Here is a 15,877-nt window from a genome sequence, read left to right as displayed (position 1 = left end):
CGCAATGGCCTCCCACAGATCATCGGATACAAGGGGCTTGCTCATGGCCTCTCAACGCATGAGCAGCGGTTTTGTTAGGCGCTCTAAGACTGGCAAAGGTTCTGGCTTCTTCGGTGCACTAAGAGGTGGTCCGGAATTTCCGACCAGTTTGCCGCTTCGCTAAGCTCGGGCATGGGGGTTATGTCAGGCAGCGGCTTTCAGGTTCTGGTTGGCGGTATCATAGGCCTCAGCAGGCGTCAGCAACCCATGCGATGAGTGCGGGCGTTTTTTGTTGTAATAGCTGATCCAGGCGCCGATCCCCCTGCGGGCCTCGGAACCGGTCTCAAAGGCGTTCAGGTAGACGCATTCATATTTGAGGGAACGCCACAGCCTTTCGATCATCCGGTTGTCGATCCAGCGGCCACGCCCATCCATGGAGATTTTCACCTTGGCGTCCAGCAGCACCTCGGTGAACTCGGTGAACTCGGTGCTGGTGAATTGCGCACCTTGGTCGGAGTTGCAGATCTCGGGCGGTCCGTATTTGGCCAGCGCCTCCTTCAGAGCCTCAACACAGAAACCCGCATCCATGGAATTCGAGAGCCGCCAGCTGAGCACCTTGCGGCTATGCCAGTCCATGATCGCCACCAGGTAAAGAAACCCCCGGCGCATGGGGATGTAGCTGATATCGGTGCGACCTGCCCTGATTGGGGCGGGTGATGGCCAGGCCCTTGAGAAGGTAACGGTAAATCTTGTGTTCCGGGTGCTTCCTGCTGGTTTTCGGATCCTGATAGATCGGCACCAGACGCATGAGCCTCATCAGCCGGCGGACCCGATGGCGCCCGCATCGATGTCCCTCTCTTTGCATGTGACGGGCCATCTGCCGCGAGCCATACCATGGCGTCTCGAGGAACTGCCGGTCGATGATCTCCATGAACTTCAGCTTCTCGGCGCTTTCGCCACGTGGCTGGTAATAAAGGCCGGAGCGCGCCAATGACAGCAGGCTGCATTGCCGTCGGACGCTGAGATCAGGATGATCCTGCTTCACCGCTTTTTGCCTCCAGTGCCGAGAATGAGACTGGAGGCTGCCGACAAAAAATCCCGCTCCACGACCAGTTGGCCGATCTTGGCATGCAGCTTCTCGACCTCCTGACGGGAAATCGCCGGCTCGGCAGCACTCTTGCCGTCAAAGGCCGAGGCCATGTTCTCAATGGCGGTTCTTTTCCAGCCCGTGATCATGGTGGGGTGGATGTCGTACTTCTTGGCCTGTTCGGCCGTCGTCAGGTCCTCGCGAATGGCTTCCAAAGCCACCTTCGTGTTGATTTCCACCTAGAAGTGACCCAGGCAGGCACATAATTTCCATTGAGATTTGACCCATGTGACCCTTCCCCGACGCGGTGAGCTGTCTGCGATCTGTTCTCCGACGAGGAATGCTACAACTACTTCAAAGCCGCAGGTTATGAGGTCGATTGAGTGCAACAGGCTCTAGAAGTGACCCAGGCAGGCACATAATTTCCATTGAGATTTGACCCATGTGACCCTTCCCCGACGCGGTGAGCGGAGGGGGTTTACGGAGTGATCCACATGGGACTTTTGAATGTGATCCGGAAGCTGCGGCTGCGGGAGAAGCTGCCGATCCGCGAGATCGCGCGTCGCACCGGCCTATCGCGCAATACGATAAAGAAGTATCTGAACTCAGGAGCGATCGAGCCGAAGTTTGCGACGCCGGCTCGGCCGAGCAAGCTTGATCCTTTCGCCGAGAAGCTGGCTGGCTGGTTGAAGACGGAAGCCGGCAAGTCGCGCAAGCAGCGGCGGACGCTGAAGCAGATGCATGCCGATCTCGTCAAGCTCGGCTTCACCGGCTCCTACAACCGGGTTGCGGCGTTTGCACGGAACTGGCGGACGGATCGCCAGCGCGAACAGCAGACCACGGGACGTGGCACCTTCGTTCCGCTGGCTTTCCAGCCCGGCGAAGCCTTCCAGTTCGACTGGAGCGAAGACTATGGATTTCTGGCCGACGAGCGCACGAAGTTTCAGATGGCGCACATCAAGCTGTCCCACAGCCGGGCCTTCCTGTTGCGCGCCTATCTTTTGCAAACCCACGAGATGCTGTTTGACGCTCACTGGCATGGCTTCCGCGTGCTCGGCGGCGTGCCCGAACGGGGTATCTATGACAACATGCGCACGGCGGTGGACCGTGTCGGTCGCGGCAAGGAGCGGCAGGTCAACCTCCGCTTTCTGGCCATGACGAACCACTATGTCTTTGCCGCTGATTTTACCCTGGAACTCGTTCTGCTTGGTTCGGTCGTATGCGGTGGATGACTGCTAACTTTGGCTCCTGCGGCTGCCGTGCTGCGCTGCCATTAGGCCGCATTCCGCCCATAGCGACGGTAGGCAAGGGTTAGAGGGACTGCTGTTCCTTGATCCTGGTTGACCGACATGGCGGCAGGGCAGCCGCAGCATGTCCTTGAGACTTTAAACGGGCGCCACATTCATCATGGAGGATTTCTGGATAAATCTCGCTCGTGCTTTGCCCTAGGCGGAGGCATCCGGAGGAGGATGCCATGGACATGTCAGCAACGTTCTGGACTGCACGAGCGGTCCGCAAACCAGCGGTTGAAAGCGCCTGATGCTTCTTCCGCTTTCGCTTCTTTTTGTCGGTGCCGTCCTGACGCTCAACGGATTGTGGATGATGAACCGCATCTCGGAAGGTGAGATCGTGTTCATCAACCTCGCCACGGCTTTCATTACCGGCGCTGTGGCGCTGCTGGTCATGTCAGTGGCAGACACATCGGCAGCCGTCAAGACTGCGGCGCTGACGCTGTTGTTCAGCATCACCTACCTCTGGGTCGGCGTAAATCGGCTGACAGGATGGGACGGGCGTGGCCTGGGATGGTTCAGCCTGTTCGTGTCCATCACGGTTCTGCCCGAAGCCGTGGTCATCTTGCGCCATGCTGATGATGCGATGACAGTCTGGCTGGGTGCGTGCTGGGCCTGCTGGTCTGCCCTATGGTTTCTGTATTTCCTGCTTCTCGCACTCAAGCGTCCGCTCATCCGTGAGACTGCGATCGCAACACTGGCAAGTGGCATCCTTACCGCCTGGATGCCTGCCCTGGCGTTGCTTTATGTCGCTCCGTGAATGCCGCCTGTTGCACCATCAAAGGGAGTCGCGAAGTAGCTTTGGTCACTATTGAAAAGAGATGCGGCGATACAATCTCGGATCAATGTGTCCCCGGTGAGCACTTTTTGAGAATGGATGCTTGTACGGATCACGCCCGTAACGATTGTCTTGGGGGGCTATTTCGCATGCTGACCCAGGCACCGGGTGTGTTATTGCGTGCCTGCCGGGCTGCAGCTTGGACGAGGGGGTACACCATGAGCCAGTCGGATGAGGAGCTCGATCGTCTCGAAGAGATCCTGTCTGCGTTGCCGCCGGACGATTTCCCGATGAGCTTGAGCGAACTCGATGGCTATGTGACCGGCCTTCTGTGCTGTCCGGAGCTTGTTCCTCCGTCAGAGTGGCTGTCCCAGGTCTGGAGCGAGACGGGTGAGGCGGAGTTCCAGGACCTGTCCACCGCCGAGACAACGATCTCGGCGGTCATGGCACATTACAACGCGGTTGCCCTGCAGATCACCACCACGCTGGGGATCGAACCGATCTACGAGGTCGATACCAACAGCGACGAGACGCTCTGGGAGCCGTGGGTCGATGGCTTCACCCGGGCCATGCGCGTCCGCCCAAAGGCGTGGGAAAGCCTGCTGGAGAAGGCTGACGAGGAGACACAATCATCATTGGTGTTCCTGATGGCCCTGCAGGACATCTACGAAGGAAGCAGCACGTTCACCGAGGAGGAGATCGACGAGATCGACCTCCAGGCTCCCGACCTGATTGTCGGTTGCGTGGCAACGATCCTGCTCGCATCGCGGCCGGAGCTGTTCATGGCTGCTGACAATCTTGATCATGCGCCCATCCGCGCCAAGCAACCTGGTCGCAACGACCCGTGTCCCTGCGGTTCGGGGCGCAAGTACAAGCATTGCTGTGGAAGGACCTGAGGCGCGCCACGGACAGGCGATCTGATCTGGGCCATGAAACCCGCCTGATGGCGAACGCCAGCCCAAAGGTCGGGCATGGAGCAAGAGCCTGATGCCCTTTCCCCAGATTTCATGATGACCGGAGCACCAGGCCCAGCTGTGCCAATGTGTAGCCATGCTGTCCGGCAACCCGCTCAAGGTCGGCAGCTGCTGCCGCCCGTTTCGCGGCGGTCCTGACTTGCTCCGAGTTCTTGGCGCCGGGGAGTTTGGGCGCTTTCTTTACCGTGCAGGCCTCAGGCTCGGGCGTTTGTCTCATGCAAAGCGCAGGCGCCGGAACGGTCATGAGCCCATCACCGGGAGAAGAGCACGTCTCTGCCGCGACCACGTGAGGCTGGTGCTTGACGGGTCGGTTTTCAGTGTGATGGACAGGATTGCTCAACCGGACGTAATGCTCGGCCGATTGCAGGAAAGCCTGGGTTGCCACACGATCATTCGCAAGCCGCGCTTCTTCTGCAAACTGGAGATAACGCTCGACGAGTTGTTGCGCCGTGCCTTTGATCTTGCCCCTTGCGCTCGTGCTCTCAAGGACACGGTTGGCGGGATCGCGCTGTTGCTGGGGCGACCGCGGTTTGCCACTCCGTCGATGCTGATGTGGTCTCATGAGCCGATACAGTAACTGCAGCGTGGATGCGTAGGCTGCGTTTGCCGAGATATGCTGAATGCGACGTGTCGGCAAGAAGGCTGTAGCGCCGGGCGGCTCGTCTCGAAGCCGACCGCTTCGCCGTCAGCCTGAAACCCTTCAACCACGCAGGTCTCGGTGCCGCTGCCGATCTCAGGTGCGGCGGCGAGGAGACAGGCTTCTGGATCGTGTCTCCGTGACGAATGGAGGCACCACGAGAGTCAAAGCCTGGCCGGATTTTTTCGTGACGGGTTGAGGGCGGGAGGAGAGGCCTCCTGCGCCCGTCGCGGAGGACATCCCGATGACCAGACAGGAGCGTGCCGCCCAAAGTGGCGGCGGCGACCGAGCATCGCTTTATGACGAGATCACCGGCCGGATCATTGCCGAGCTGGAGGAAGGGCGGCTGCCCTGGGTGCAGCCCTGGGGAACGTCGGCCGCCAGGGCGTCGCTGGCCTTGCCCCGCAACGCCGCGACGGCACGCTGCTATTCCGGCATCAACGTTCTGATCCTCTGGGGAGCGGTCATCCAGCACGGCTATCCGAGCCAACACTGGCTGACCTTTCGCCAGGCGCAGTCGCTGGGCGGCAGCGTGCGCAAGGGCGAGCACGGCACCACCGTGGTTTATGCCGACCGGTTCACGCCGCAGGATGAACGGCGTCGTGCCCGGGAGACCGGCGATGAGGCCCAGAGCATCGCCTTTCTGAAGCGCTTCACCGTCTTCAACGTCGCGCAGTGCGATGGCCTGCCCGAGGAGATCGTGAAGGCGGCGCCCCCGCCGCCCGCGGGCGTGATCGAGCCGAGGGTCGAGGCCCTGATCCGGAACACCGGCATTGCATTCCGCATCGGCGGTGACCGCGCCTTCTATGTGCCGGCGCTCGACTACGTGCAGGTGCCGCCGCCCGCGGCCTTCTTCGCACCGATCGATTGGCACAGAACGGCGCTCCATGAAATCGGCCATGCCAGTGGCCATCCCTCTCGGCTGGCGCGGGACTTTTCCGGCCGCTACGGCTCCCAGGCCTATGCCGTCGAGGAACTTGTGGCCGAATTGAGCGCGGCCTTCTGCTGTGCGTCCCTCGGCATCGTGCCGACGGTGCGCCATGCGGATTATATCGGCGCCTGGCTCGAGGTGCTGCGGGAAGACAATCGCGCCATCGTCCGTGCCGCCTCGCAGGCCAGCAAGGCCGCCGACTGGCTGCTGGGCTACCTGCCGGAGCAGGACAGCGACAGCGATGCCGCCGCTCTTGCAGAGGAGGCCGAAGCATGAACCTCCTGACTCCCGCGTTGCGCGAACGGCTTCTGGCCAATGGCCGCATTACCAAGGTTGACCATGCGCCCGTGGTCAAGCTCTTCAACCCCCTCGGTGCGGGCGTCTGGCTGGCCACCGAACTGGACGAGGATGGCGACATCCTGTTCGGCCTCGCGGGTGCCGGCGTCCCGGAGCCTGGATACTGCAGCCTCCATGAACTCCAGGCCGTCCGGCTGCCCCTTGGCCTCGCCATCGAGCGCGATCTCTTCTTTGCCAGCGCGGTGCCGATCTCCATCTGGGCCAAGGCCGCCCGCGAGACGGGGAGCATCCGGGCTGCCGAGCACCTGCTCGCCCGATGCACCTTGGGCGAGATTGACGCCGCCCTCACCACGCTTGAGGGCGGCGCTTGCCGTCGTGACGGAAGAAAGCCCGGCATGGTGCCGGCTGCCCGTCAGGATCCCTCAGCCATGACACGCCACTGCCGCATTGTTGCCCCGGAGCCTCGATACGCTGTCCTCTCGGCGCAGGAGGAGGCGGTCGTCTCCGAAGCCCGCCAGATCCTGCGCCGGCACCTGAACCAGAACCCCACCTTGTCCTCCTGGCAGGCGGTGATGGACTATTGCGCCGTCACCGTCCGGGGCACGGTCGAGCGCTTCCACGTCCTGTTCCTCGACCGCAAGAACCGGCTGATCACCGACGAGTGCCTGGCCACGGGCACGGTCGACCACGTCCCGGTCTATCCCCGGGAGGTGCTGCGCCGCGCCCTCCTGCTCAATGCCTCCGCGCTGATCATGGTCCACAACCATCCCGCAGGCGATCCCGCTCCCTCAGCTGCCGATCTGGCCATGACCCGAGCGATCGCCACAGCCTGCAAGAGCCTCGGCCTCACCTTGCACGACCATATTATCGTCGGCGGAGACCGGGAGGTCAGCCTGCGCACCCTCGGTGCCCTTTGACGGCGCGATCCGCTCCTGTGCAGCCGTGCGAGAGGCAAAGGATGGATGGGGGATTTCGTGACGGGTTGAAAGCTAGGGAGAGAGGCTCCCCGGCGCCCGTCGTGGAGATTGTTTCCATGGCACCTGCCACACCCAAGATCACCCTTGCCTCCGCGCGCGACATTCCCTTCGACAAGCTGGTCCTCAGCCAGTCCAATGTCCGGCGCATCAAGGCCGGCATCTCGCTTGAGGAACTGGCCGGCTCTATCGCCCGCCGCGGGCTGATCCAGTCCCTCCATGTCCGCCCTGTCATGGGCGAGGACGGCCAGAAGACCGGCTTCTACGAAGTCCCCGCAGGCGGTCGCCGCTTCCGGGCGCTTGAGCTGCTGGTCAAACAGAAGCGCTTGGCGAAGACTGCGCCCGTGCCCTGCATCGTTTCCGACGCGAAGGCAGGCGGAGACGTGCTCGTGGCCGAGCTGTCGCTGGCCGAGAACATCGAGCGCGCGCCGTTGCATCCGCTTGATCAGTTCCGCGCCTTTCAGACCATGCGCGAGAGCGGCATGACCGAGGAAGCCATTGCCGCGGCCTTCTTCGTCGACGTGAAGGTCGTCAAGCAGCGCCTGCGGCTGGCCTCCGTCTCGCCCGCCTTGCTCGAGGTCTACGCCGAGGACGCTATGACGCTCGAGCAGTTGATGGCCTTCACCGTCACCGATGATCATGCCCGCCAGGAGCAGGTCTGGCAGGCGATCAGGGACAGCTGGTCGAAGGAGCCCTACACCATCCGCCGCATTCTGACCGAAACCACGGTGCGGGCCTGCGACAGGCGGGCGCTTTTCGTGGGCGTTTCCGCTTACGAGGCGGCGGGCGGCACGGTGCTGCGCGATCTCTTCGAGGGCGACGACGGCGGCTGGCTGCAGGACGCGGCGCTTCTGGACCGGCTGGTCGCGGAGAAGCTGAAGGCCGAGGCCGATGCCCTCACGGCCGAGGGCTGGGCCTGGGTCGATGTGGCCGTGTCCTTCCCCTATGGCCATGACCGCGGCCTTCGGCAACTTGCCGGCACCACCATCGACCTGACCGTCGAGGAGCGCGCCACGCGCGAGGCGCTTCGCGACGAATACGACCAGCTGGAAGCCGAGCATGCCGAGGCCGAGGAGTTGCCCGAAGATGTCGACCGGCGCCTGGGCGAGATCGAGGCGGCGCTCGAGGCTTATGAGCAAAGGCCAATGATCTTCTCGCCCGAGCAGAGGGCGCGAGCCGGGGTGTTCGTCAGCCTCGGATCCGACGGCAGCCTGTTTGTCGATCGGGGCTATGTCCGGCCGGACGACGAAGTGACGCGGAGCTCTGAAGACGATGATGCTCGGGGGTCGCCAGACGCAATAGACGGCGGCACGCCCCGTGGCGCGGCACAGCCCGCGATCATCACGTTGGCGGGTGAACCGGAGGCCGGCGAGGAGGGCGACGAGGAGATGGAAACCTTCAAGGCCCTGCCCGAGCGCCTGGTCACGGAGCTGTCCGCGTACCGCACGCTGGGGCTGCGCGATGCCCTGGCCCTGCATCCGCACGTAGCCCTGACCGCGCTCCTGCACCGGCTGGTGCTGGACTGCTTTGGCAGCCGCAGTTCCGGCGCGGCCCTGGAGGCCGCCGTGCGCCCGGTGCATTTTCCTGTTCAGGCACCGGACCTGGGCGAAAGCCTTCCTGCCCGGAACATCGAGGCGCGCCACGCCGCCTGGAAGGCCGACCTGCCCTTGGACGAGGACGACGACCGGCTCTGGTCCTGGATCGACGGTCTCGACGACGCAAGCCGGCTGGCACTGCTGGCCCATTGCGTCAGCTTCGGCGTGAACGCGCTTGTCGAGCGGCCGAACCCCTACAGCGGCACCGGCGTGAGCCAGGCAGGTCTCGCGCGGCGGCTTTTCGAAGCCGACCGGCTGGCGCGGGCGACGGGGCTCGATCTGGTCGAGGCAGGCTGGCAGCCGACGGTCGAGAACTATCTCGGCCGCGTCACCAAGCCGCGCATCATCGAGGCGGTGCGCGAAGGCGTGGGCGAGGGGGCGGCCCGGCTCATCGATCACCTGAAGAAGCCCGACATGGCGCGGGAAGCCGAGCGGCTCCTGGCAGATACCGGCTGGCTGCCCGAGCCGCTGCGCCCGCGGGTTGCCGACGGCGGGGCAGCCGGCGGCGAGGATGCCGGATCTGCTTGCCTGCCGGCCCTCCTGACTGATGACGCCGACGGCGCGGACCTGGAAGAGATGGACGATCCCGCACGAAAGGCTCCATCCGGGGCAGGGGAAGACGGCACTGCCCGCGTCGAGGACGACGATCCGCAGGGCATGGCCGCCGAGTGAGAACGGGGCCGGGGCGGCATGGCCGCCCCGCATCCCGCTCGCCCCGGTGCCGCGACATCCTGGTCGTGTCGCACTGACCTGACGCCGGGGCCGTGAACAGCACCCTCCCTCATCAAGAGGCAGAGCCCGGTGGGGGAGGGGACAAGCAGGGCGTGAGAAGGGAGAGCCGCGCCGCGCCGCTTCTGTCATTCCGCTCTCCCGGAGGACCATTCCATGACCGAACCCGAACATGGCGGCAAGCCGGATCCTGACCTTGCCGCCAGCATCGCCCGTGTTCTTGCCGAACACGAGGCCCATCAACAACGCGCAGCCGCGCTGCGCCCGGCCAACAAGTCTGCCCTTTTCGATGCCCTGGAGGCCGCCGGGATCACCACCGTCACGGTGACCTTTGACGGCTGCGGCGACAGCGGCCAGATCGAGGATGTCACCGCACAGCGCGGCGAGACCATCGTCGATCTTCCCGCGGGCCAGGTCTCGCTCGCCTCGGCCACCTGGAACTCGGACGATGTTTCTACCGCGCCCGTGGAGATCGCCGCCGCCATCGAGCAGCACTGCTATGACCTGCTCGAGCAAAGCCATCCCGGATGGGAGAACAACGACGGCGCCTTTGGCGAGTTCGTCTTCGACGTGGCGGCGCGGGCGATCACGCTCGATCACAGCGAGCGCTACACCGCCACTGAGTCCTACAGCCACGTGTTCTAAGGGAGGAGACCATGGCGCATCCTTATCATCACGCCCTCTCCTCGGTCCGCAGCTGGGGCGGCAGCATCGAGGACTACCTGGCCGTCCATGCTTGGTTCGATGGCAGCAAGGAGATCCTTGCCGACTTCCGGCACCGGGCGCTGCGCCATCATGCCGAGGGCATCTTCATGTCGGAACGGCTGTTCGGCACCATGCTCACCCTGGCCTCGGGGCGGCAGATCCCCACCCGGTGGATCGGCGAGCAGCATGTCCGCGAGGATCTGGGCCATATCCCGAGCTTCGCCGACTGGGCCAGGGCGATCCGTCCGGAGCCGTGGATGGGGCGGGCCGCAAGGATCGAGCCGATCGTCGATCCTGTTCCCGCGATCAGCCAGGCAGGGAGAGGAGCATCCTGAGGTTTGCGGCCTGTCTTGCGGGTTATTGCCGGAGCGTCGATCAGGCCGTCAGGCCGGGTATCAAGAGACAGAGGGACATCGGGAAAAGGCTGCGCCTGCCGGGGGCTAGAGAGGATCCCGGGCAGCGCAAGCCCCGTATCTCAAAACCGGAGATCTCCGCCATGAGCCTCACCGCACCGTCATTCTCCTCCGCCATGCCCGTTCCCGAGGAGCGCCGCATGGGCTTTCTGCCCCGGTTGTTCGGAGCCCGTCTTCTTCTTCTTGTCGGCGAGCACACCGTGTTCGGCTTCATGGAACGGCTGAGCCCGACGGACTACACGGGCGGCATGTGGGACTTCCTTGAATTGGCAGGCGAGCCCCTTTATCTCGCCCCGACCTGCAAGCCCCGTTTCCACCTGACCTGGGACGGCAACGGCTACGAGGGCGAGGTCTCGGCTGATGCCGCCGGCATCATCGCCACGCTCTTTGCCTTCTCCCACCTGTCGTTCCGCCATGACGCCCCGGAACTGCCGGAAGGCTTTGCGCGCCTTTACGCCCATGCCGCGGACCACCCCGAGGCGGGCGAGATCTATCGCGCCATCGACTAGCCTCTGCCAGCGCCCGGCCTCATGGTCGGGCGCTGGCTTCATGCTGGCTCTGTCCCGGCACTGGTGCGTGCGGGCCGGCAGCTCCATCGCGCCCGCGATCGGCCCCCGCATCCCGTGATCGGATGGCGCAGGCACGCGGCCAGCCGGGAGCGAGACATGTCAGGCGGCCTGGCTGCGGCGTCATCCCATCTTGCTGCGCCGCCTGCCTTGTGCATACCGGGCCATGATAGCCGTGCATGCAAGGCGGAACCCCTCATGGATAAACGCGAGATCCGCGACGGCAGCCTGGATGATCTAGCGGAGACCCTCGCGGAGATGCTGGGTGTCGACAGGACAGAGGCCATGCGCCTGGCCCTCCAGAATGAGATCGAGCGTCAGCGTTCCATGCCCACCATCGATGACCAGATCGCCGCCTTGCGGGAGAAGGTGCGGAACTACGGTTCCAAGTCGACGCGCATGGTTCCCCCGTCAGGCAAGCGCTGAGGATCATCCCCGGGCGCATTCTTCACCCCCCCCTTTGCCTTGGGACCTGAGCGTCCTGTCCGGTGTGATTACGGCCGTGGCGCCTTTGCAGGAACGCCGCCGGGCAGGTCGCTGCTCCCGCGCTTCAATGGTGCTGATCGAGGGAGCAGTCGAAAGGCAGAGGCGGGTCCGGACGGGAGATGAGCCGGGTCGGTCGAGAGAGCGCCGTGGGCTCGGTCCCGTTTTCCGCTTTCCCGAGGAGTTTGCGATGACCACGATCCCCACCATCACCCGGGCAGAGGCCGCCAGGACGCTGCCGAGATCCGGGCTCACCCGACAGCGGAGGATGTCATGATGCGGCGCGATGCGTCCGAACTGGCACGGTGCCTCGCTCGGGACGCGGAGGCGGTCTGTCGCTTCTACCTGTCCAATGGCCGGCGACACGGCCAGTACTGGCTGGTGGGCGATGCGAGAAACACCCCCGGCCGTTCGATGTTCGTGCGGCTGAGCGGACCGGACTGCGGCCCCGGCGCCGCGGGGCATTGGACCGATGCCGCCTCGGCCGAGCACGGCGACCTGCTCGACGTCATCCGGGAGAGCTGCGGCCTTACCGACTTCGGCGATGTTGCCGCGGAAGCGAGGCGCTTTCTGAGTCTGCCGCAGCCTGAACCCTGGAAAGACCCAACATCCGCCCGTCCTCCGGTTCCCGCCGGATCGCCGGACGCCGCACGGCGGCTGCTTGCCATGTCCCAGCCGATCAAAGGGACGCCCGTCGAGACCTACCTGCGCCGTCGCGGCATCGCGCGTGTCCAGGATGGCGGCGCACTGCGGTATCATCCCCGCTGCCATTATCGCCCGGACGACGGGTCTCCAGTCCAGCAGCACCCCGCGATGATTGCCGCCGTCACCGATCTGTCCGGCCGCCGGACTGGCGCGCATCGCACCTGGCTTGCTCCCGATGGCTCCGGCAAGGCGGCTGTCGAGACACCCCGGCGGGCGATGGGCGAGCTGCTCGGCCACGGCGTCCGCTTTGGCGCGGCGGGCGACGTGCTGGCGGTGGGCGAGGGGATCGAGACCGTGCTGTCGCCGCGACAGGTCCTGCCCGGCATGCCGATGCTGGCAGCACTCTCGGCCATCCACCTTGCGGCCATCCTCTTTCCGCCCGGTCTGCGCCGCCTGTATGTCCTTCTGGATCGCGATCCGGCGGGTGAACGGGCCCGGGACAGCCTGCTTGCCCGCGCGGCAGGCTCGAGCATCGAGGCAAGGGTGCTGACGCCCACCCAAGGCGACTTCAACGACGATCTGCACCACCTTGGCACCGCAGCCCTGCGCGCCTGCCTGAAAGATCAGCTGCATCCCGAGGACGTCAATCGCTTCCTTGAGCTGTGAGGACGGGCCTGGCCGGAGGGGCGCCGCTAAGGCTCCTCCCTGTCCGGTACCGTCCCCGTCACCAGACACGTCCCTCTTCGGGAGCAGGTCCCGCGCCCACGGCCTTCCGAGGGGCGATCGGCGCAGAACCAGGCCGGTCTTGCAATGGCGGCGGCCGACTATTTTCCGCCGGCGGGGCAGGGCGCCCCGCCTTTGCATCGCGAGGCAAAATAGCCGGCCTTGGCCATCAAGGCCCTCGCGAGGCGAGGGCTGCCTGCCCGTCCCGCCCCTGCGCGTCGATGCCCGCGAAGGCCGCGACAGGCGCGGTCTTGCCGAACCGAAGGACCTTTCCCATGACACACGGCACCCATGATCCGGCCGACGAGCCGGTCCACACCTCCTCCCAGACCGATCTCGCCCTTGCCGAACTCCAGCTTTACGGCTGGCGTCCCTTCCAAGACGAGCCCGATCCCCGGCCGTTGCCCGAGGGCAGCGCCGTCGCCACGGCCGTGACCGACATCTTCGATGCCTTGGTTGCGAGCCTGAGTGACACCCGCCTCGAGCCCGACTTGGAGGAACTCCTCTGGGGCACCGTCAATCTCTTCCACCGTGCTGTGGCCCGGGTCGAACGCGACCTCGATGGCAACGAGCAGGCGCAGCGCCGCCTTCAGCGCGAGCAGGACGGCAGCGAAGTGAAGTCGGTCGAACTCGAGCGCCTCACCGCCGAAGGGCAGACGATGGTCGAACGGCGCGCCAGCATGGAGCTTTTCCGCGACCTCGCCGCCGAGGCTTTCGAGCATCACGCCGGCAGCGCCTGGCGGCCGCGCACGGGCTCGATGGTCAACCATCGTCACCTGACGGCTGCCACCATCGACAGCCGCGACTTCCTGGCCGCAAAGCGCCGGGCCGAGACCGAGGTGATGCTGCCTCCCGGCCCCAAGGTGGCGCTGACCGGCGGGTCGGACTTCAACGACCACCGGCTGATCTGGGCCAGGCTCGACCAGGTCCATGCCAAGCATCCCGACATGGTGCTGCTGCATGGCGGCTCGCCCAAGGGCGCCGAACTCATCGCCTCCCGCTGGGCGGATCACCGCAAGGTATCCCAGATCGCCTTCCGGCCCGACTGGAGCAGGCACGGCAAGGCCGCGCCCTTCAAGCGCAACGACGCAATGCTCGATGTCCTGCCGGTGGGCGTTCTGGTCTTTCCCGGCACCGGTATCCAGGAGAACCTCGCGGACAAGGCCCGCAAGCTGGGCATCCCCGTGATGAAGATCGAGGGCGGCGCGTAAGCGCCGCTTTCCACCCTCCTCTGCCCGCCAGAGGCTGTCGGGCGGACGGGCGCGCGGAGTCGCCTGGCTGTTTATCGTCCGGAAAAGAGGGTCAGGTGGCGGACGCCGCGCGGTGCAGGGGGGATTCGGACGAGCCGAACGCCCCCTGCAGGAGGGGCCAGTGCTTGCCGCAGAGGATGCGGAAGAAGGAAGAAAGAAGGGAACCGCCGGTTCCCCCGTCTACCGCAAAATGCTGCGCCCCAAGGGCCACCCCCATCTTCCGCGCCGCCTTGCGGCGGCTTGTGCAGACGGGGCCCCCGACCCTCGGGTCTGGATTTTCCGGTTGCCGGGCCCCCCTCCCGCCCTCGCCGGGAGGCAGCCCCCGAAGGTGAGACGCGCCGGTGGCGCGGCTCGCCTTCCGGGTCAGCCCCCATTGTGAAGGGGAACCGTGCCGGAAGGGACCGCCAGATCAGAAGGGGGTTTCCTCATGACGCGTTATCAATGCCTCTCCTGCAAGGCCATCCAGATCACCGCAAGCACCCGTCCGGATGTCTGTCGCGATTGCGCCGGCCCGGTCTTCGACCTCGACCGCTACGAGGCAAGCCTTGCCGAGGCGCGGATCATCGGCGCGCAAAACGACCTTTTCCGCGCAGCCCTTGGTCCCGCCGAATGGCAGGGCGAGATCCTGCGCGGCCGGGTCGTGCTCACGCGGGGCATTCGTACCCTGGGACAGGTGTTCGTGGACCATGCCCTTGCCCTGACCCGCAGCGACAAGGGGGTCGTGGACGATCATGGCTGCCATGGCACCCGCAGCTTCGGGATGCCCGAGGTGCCGCAGGGCAGCGGGAGCATCCGCATCTACTGGAAGATCGACCTCTACGACACCAATGGGCTGATGGGACCGGAAGTGGAAACGGAACTCGCGCAGACGATCCGCATTCTGACCCTGTGCCTGCCGGAGGAATATTGAACCACACGACGCCGCCCCGAAGCAGGGGCCGCGCTCCGTGACAACGCCTGTTGGCGCGTCCGCGTTCTTGATCCTCTCCGTGCCAGAGCAGAACCTACTGAGCAATGTTTTTCCCATCGCACCCGTGCGCATGCAAAACGCCTTGCGGCATCACCCCACCCGTGCCACGGAAATGGCCATATTGTTCTTACAAGGAGGCCATGGATGGCACGCGGGACGGTCAAGTGGTTCAACACCGACAAGGGTTATGGCTTCATTGCCCCCGAAGCGGGCGGCGGCGATGTGTTCGTGCATATCAGCGCGGTGGAGCGCGCCGGGCTGCGGACGCTCGCCGACGGACAGGCGGTGTCCTACGAGCTGGAAACGAACCGCAGCGGCAAGACCAGCGCAGTCGATCTGCGGCTGGCCTGACCCAGGCAACAGCTCCTGTTCGGCATGAGGTGTTGCGTCGCGGGCAGCTTCGGTCGCAACATCCGTGATCCGCTCCGCCTCTGTCCTGCCCTTGGCGGGCGGCATGCTTGCAGGGTAGGGGATTTCTCAGCCGGGCGGAAGAACTCACAAACCCGATACACACACATCCGCTCGGCTGATGGACAGGTTATGTCTGCTCTTAACGTCAAGGGAAAGATGTCCTTTCGGGCAGGCGCAGCGATCTTCGCGGCCCGATGGCAGCAAGGTGCGCCCTGATCCCTTCAGTCGTGGCAGCACCGCCCACTGGTCTTCATGCAGATGTCATCGTAGAGCATCGCCTTCGGTCTCAACCGGACAAGCCAACACACGTCGCCGCCTCCTGCTTGACAGCTGGTAGCTGCACAAGGAGTCGAACAGTGAGAACGGCGGTGAGAAATTAGGCCACGGAAGCGGCGGCATGGAGCTGCTGCGGGCGGCGTAAAAGTCGTCCACCCTTTCCCT

The 15,877-nt window shown here is 64.9% G+C and carries 14 protein-coding genes and 2 pseudogenes; 14 read left to right on the top strand and 2 right to left on the bottom strand.

The window, feature by feature from the left end:
* Positions 1 to 183 precede the first annotated feature (183 nt).
* Positions 184 to 1,305, bottom strand: a pseudogene (locus tag J0F76_RS17855) (IS3 family transposase).
* 255 nt (positions 1,306 to 1,560) lie between these two features.
* Between J0F76_RS17855 and istA the strand changes: the two are divergent.
* The 3 genes and pseudogenes from istA to J0F76_RS17840 form a co-directional block, all read left to right on the top strand.
* Positions 1,561 to 2,253: pseudogene (gene istA, locus J0F76_RS17850) on the top strand (IS21 family transposase); the annotation flags it as partial.
* Between the two features lie 352 nt (positions 2,254 to 2,605).
* Positions 2,606 to 3,115: an AmiS/UreI family transporter gene (locus tag J0F76_RS17845; RefSeq protein WP_207471556.1), complete on the top strand. Its 510-nt coding sequence runs from the start codon at positions 2,606 to 2,608 to the stop codon at positions 3,113 to 3,115.
* Positions 3,116 to 3,351: 236 nt separating this feature from the next.
* Positions 3,352 to 4,029, top strand: coding sequence for a UPF0149 family protein (locus J0F76_RS17840; RefSeq protein WP_207471555.1), 678 nt, complete (start codon positions 3,352 to 3,354; stop codon positions 4,027 to 4,029).
* A 109-nt stretch (positions 4,030 to 4,138) separates the two neighbouring features.
* Here J0F76_RS17840 and J0F76_RS21405 read toward each other — a convergent pair whose 3' ends face one another.
* A complete protein-coding gene (locus J0F76_RS21405; protein ID WP_207471553.1) occupies positions 4,139 to 4,669 on the bottom strand; it encodes a DUF4167 domain-containing protein in 531 nt (176 codons plus the stop codon).
* A 319-nt stretch (positions 4,670 to 4,988) separates the two neighbouring features.
* Between J0F76_RS21405 and J0F76_RS17830 the strand changes: the two genes are divergently transcribed.
* From J0F76_RS17830 to J0F76_RS17775, 11 genes are all read left to right on the top strand, one after another.
* The gene (locus J0F76_RS17830; protein WP_207471551.1) at positions 4,989 to 5,951 is read left to right on the top strand and encodes an ArdC family protein; all 963 of its coding nucleotides are present in this window, start codon (positions 4,989 to 4,991) and stop codon (positions 5,949 to 5,951) included.
* Positions 5,948 to 6,889: a RadC family protein gene (gene radC, locus J0F76_RS21025; protein WP_242690358.1), complete on the top strand. Its 942-nt coding sequence runs from the start codon at positions 5,948 to 5,950 to the stop codon at positions 6,887 to 6,889. The genes J0F76_RS17830 and radC overlap by 4 nt, the downstream gene beginning before the upstream one ends.
* A gap of 116 nt (positions 6,890 to 7,005) precedes the next feature.
* Positions 7,006 to 9,213, top strand: a complete 2,208-nt coding sequence (locus tag J0F76_RS17815) for a ParB/RepB/Spo0J family partition protein (RefSeq protein ID WP_207471549.1) — start codon at positions 7,006 to 7,008, stop codon at positions 9,211 to 9,213.
* 213 nt (positions 9,214 to 9,426) lie between these two features.
* Positions 9,427 to 9,915: a DUF6878 family protein gene (locus tag J0F76_RS17810; RefSeq protein ID WP_207471547.1), complete on the top strand. Its 489-nt coding sequence runs from the start codon at positions 9,427 to 9,429 to the stop codon at positions 9,913 to 9,915.
* 11 nt (positions 9,916 to 9,926) lie between these two features.
* Entirely contained in the window at positions 9,927 to 10,310 is a 384-nt protein-coding gene (locus tag J0F76_RS17805) for a DUF6915 family protein (protein WP_207471545.1), read from the top strand.
* A gap of 161 nt (positions 10,311 to 10,471) precedes the next feature.
* Positions 10,472 to 10,897, top strand: coding sequence for an antirestriction protein (locus J0F76_RS17800; RefSeq protein WP_207471543.1), 426 nt, complete (start codon positions 10,472 to 10,474; stop codon positions 10,895 to 10,897).
* A gap of 255 nt (positions 10,898 to 11,152) precedes the next feature.
* Positions 11,153 to 11,380 carry a type II toxin-antitoxin system VapB family antitoxin gene (locus J0F76_RS17795; protein WP_207471541.1) on the top strand — a complete coding sequence of 76 codons (228 nt, stop codon included), beginning with the start codon at positions 11,153 to 11,155 and terminating at the stop codon, positions 11,378 to 11,380.
* A 330-nt stretch (positions 11,381 to 11,710) separates the two neighbouring features.
* On the top strand, positions 11,711 to 12,748 hold the full coding sequence (locus J0F76_RS17790; RefSeq protein WP_207471540.1) for a DUF7146 domain-containing protein: 1,038 nt from the start codon (positions 11,711 to 11,713) through the stop codon (positions 12,746 to 12,748).
* 332 nt (positions 12,749 to 13,080) lie between these two features.
* Positions 13,081 to 14,016 (top strand): DUF2493 domain-containing protein, encoded by a 936-nt coding sequence (locus J0F76_RS17785; RefSeq protein WP_207471539.1) that lies wholly within the window; start codon positions 13,081 to 13,083, stop codon positions 14,014 to 14,016.
* 466 nt (positions 14,017 to 14,482) lie between these two features.
* On the top strand, positions 14,483 to 14,965 hold the full coding sequence (locus J0F76_RS17780; RefSeq protein WP_207471538.1) for a DUF3768 domain-containing protein: 483 nt from the start codon (positions 14,483 to 14,485) through the stop codon (positions 14,963 to 14,965).
* Positions 14,966 to 15,169: 204 nt separating this feature from the next.
* Positions 15,170 to 15,376 carry a cold-shock protein gene (locus J0F76_RS17775; protein WP_207471537.1) on the top strand — a complete coding sequence of 69 codons (207 nt, stop codon included), beginning with the start codon at positions 15,170 to 15,172 and terminating at the stop codon, positions 15,374 to 15,376.
* Positions 15,377 to 15,877: the final 501 nt, after the last annotated feature.

Origin of the sequence: Paracoccus fontiphilus, assembly GCF_017356265.1 — a bacterium.
Classification (GTDB): Bacteria; Pseudomonadota; Alphaproteobacteria; order Rhodobacterales; family Rhodobacteraceae; genus Paracoccus; species Paracoccus fontiphilus.
Note: the sequence above shows the minus strand (reverse complement) of the source record. Positions and strands in the feature narration are given on the sequence as shown.

Bases quoted from the DNA above. Each gene is read 5' to 3' on its own strand.
- J0F76_RS17815 (WP_207471549.1), top strand. From the start codon at position 7,006: ATGGCACCTGCCACACCCAAGATCACCCTTGCCTCCGCGCGCGACATT.
- J0F76_RS17840 (WP_207471555.1), top strand. From the start codon at position 3,352: ATGAGCCAGTCGGATGAGGAGCTCGATCGTCTCGAAGAGATCCTGTCT.
- J0F76_RS17780 (WP_207471538.1), top strand. From the start codon at position 14,483: ATGACGCGTTATCAATGCCTCTCCTGCAAGGCCATCCAGATCACCGCA.
- J0F76_RS17810 (WP_207471547.1), top strand. From the start codon at position 9,427: ATGACCGAACCCGAACATGGCGGCAAGCCGGATCCTGACCTTGCCGCC.
- J0F76_RS17805 (WP_207471545.1), top strand. From the start codon at position 9,927: ATGGCGCATCCTTATCATCACGCCCTCTCCTCGGTCCGCAGCTGGGGC.
- J0F76_RS17800 (WP_207471543.1), top strand. From the start codon at position 10,472: ATGAGCCTCACCGCACCGTCATTCTCCTCCGCCATGCCCGTTCCCGAG.
- J0F76_RS17795 (WP_207471541.1), top strand. From the start codon at position 11,153: ATGGATAAACGCGAGATCCGCGACGGCAGCCTGGATGATCTAGCGGAG.
- J0F76_RS17775 (WP_207471537.1), top strand. From the start codon at position 15,170: ATGGCACGCGGGACGGTCAAGTGGTTCAACACCGACAAGGGTTATGGC.
- J0F76_RS17790 (WP_207471540.1), top strand. From the start codon at position 11,711: ATGATGCGGCGCGATGCGTCCGAACTGGCACGGTGCCTCGCTCGGGAC.
- J0F76_RS17830 (WP_207471551.1), top strand. From the start codon at position 4,989: ATGACCAGACAGGAGCGTGCCGCCCAAAGTGGCGGCGGCGACCGAGCA.
- J0F76_RS21405 (WP_207471553.1), bottom strand. From the start codon at position 4,669: ATGAGACCACATCAGCATCGACGGAGTGGCAAACCGCGGTCGCCCCAG.
- J0F76_RS17845 (WP_207471556.1), top strand. From the start codon at position 2,606: ATGCTTCTTCCGCTTTCGCTTCTTTTTGTCGGTGCCGTCCTGACGCTC.
- J0F76_RS17785 (WP_207471539.1), top strand. From the start codon at position 13,081: ATGACACACGGCACCCATGATCCGGCCGACGAGCCGGTCCACACCTCC.
- radC (WP_242690358.1), top strand. From the start codon at position 5,948: ATGAACCTCCTGACTCCCGCGTTGCGCGAACGGCTTCTGGCCAATGGC.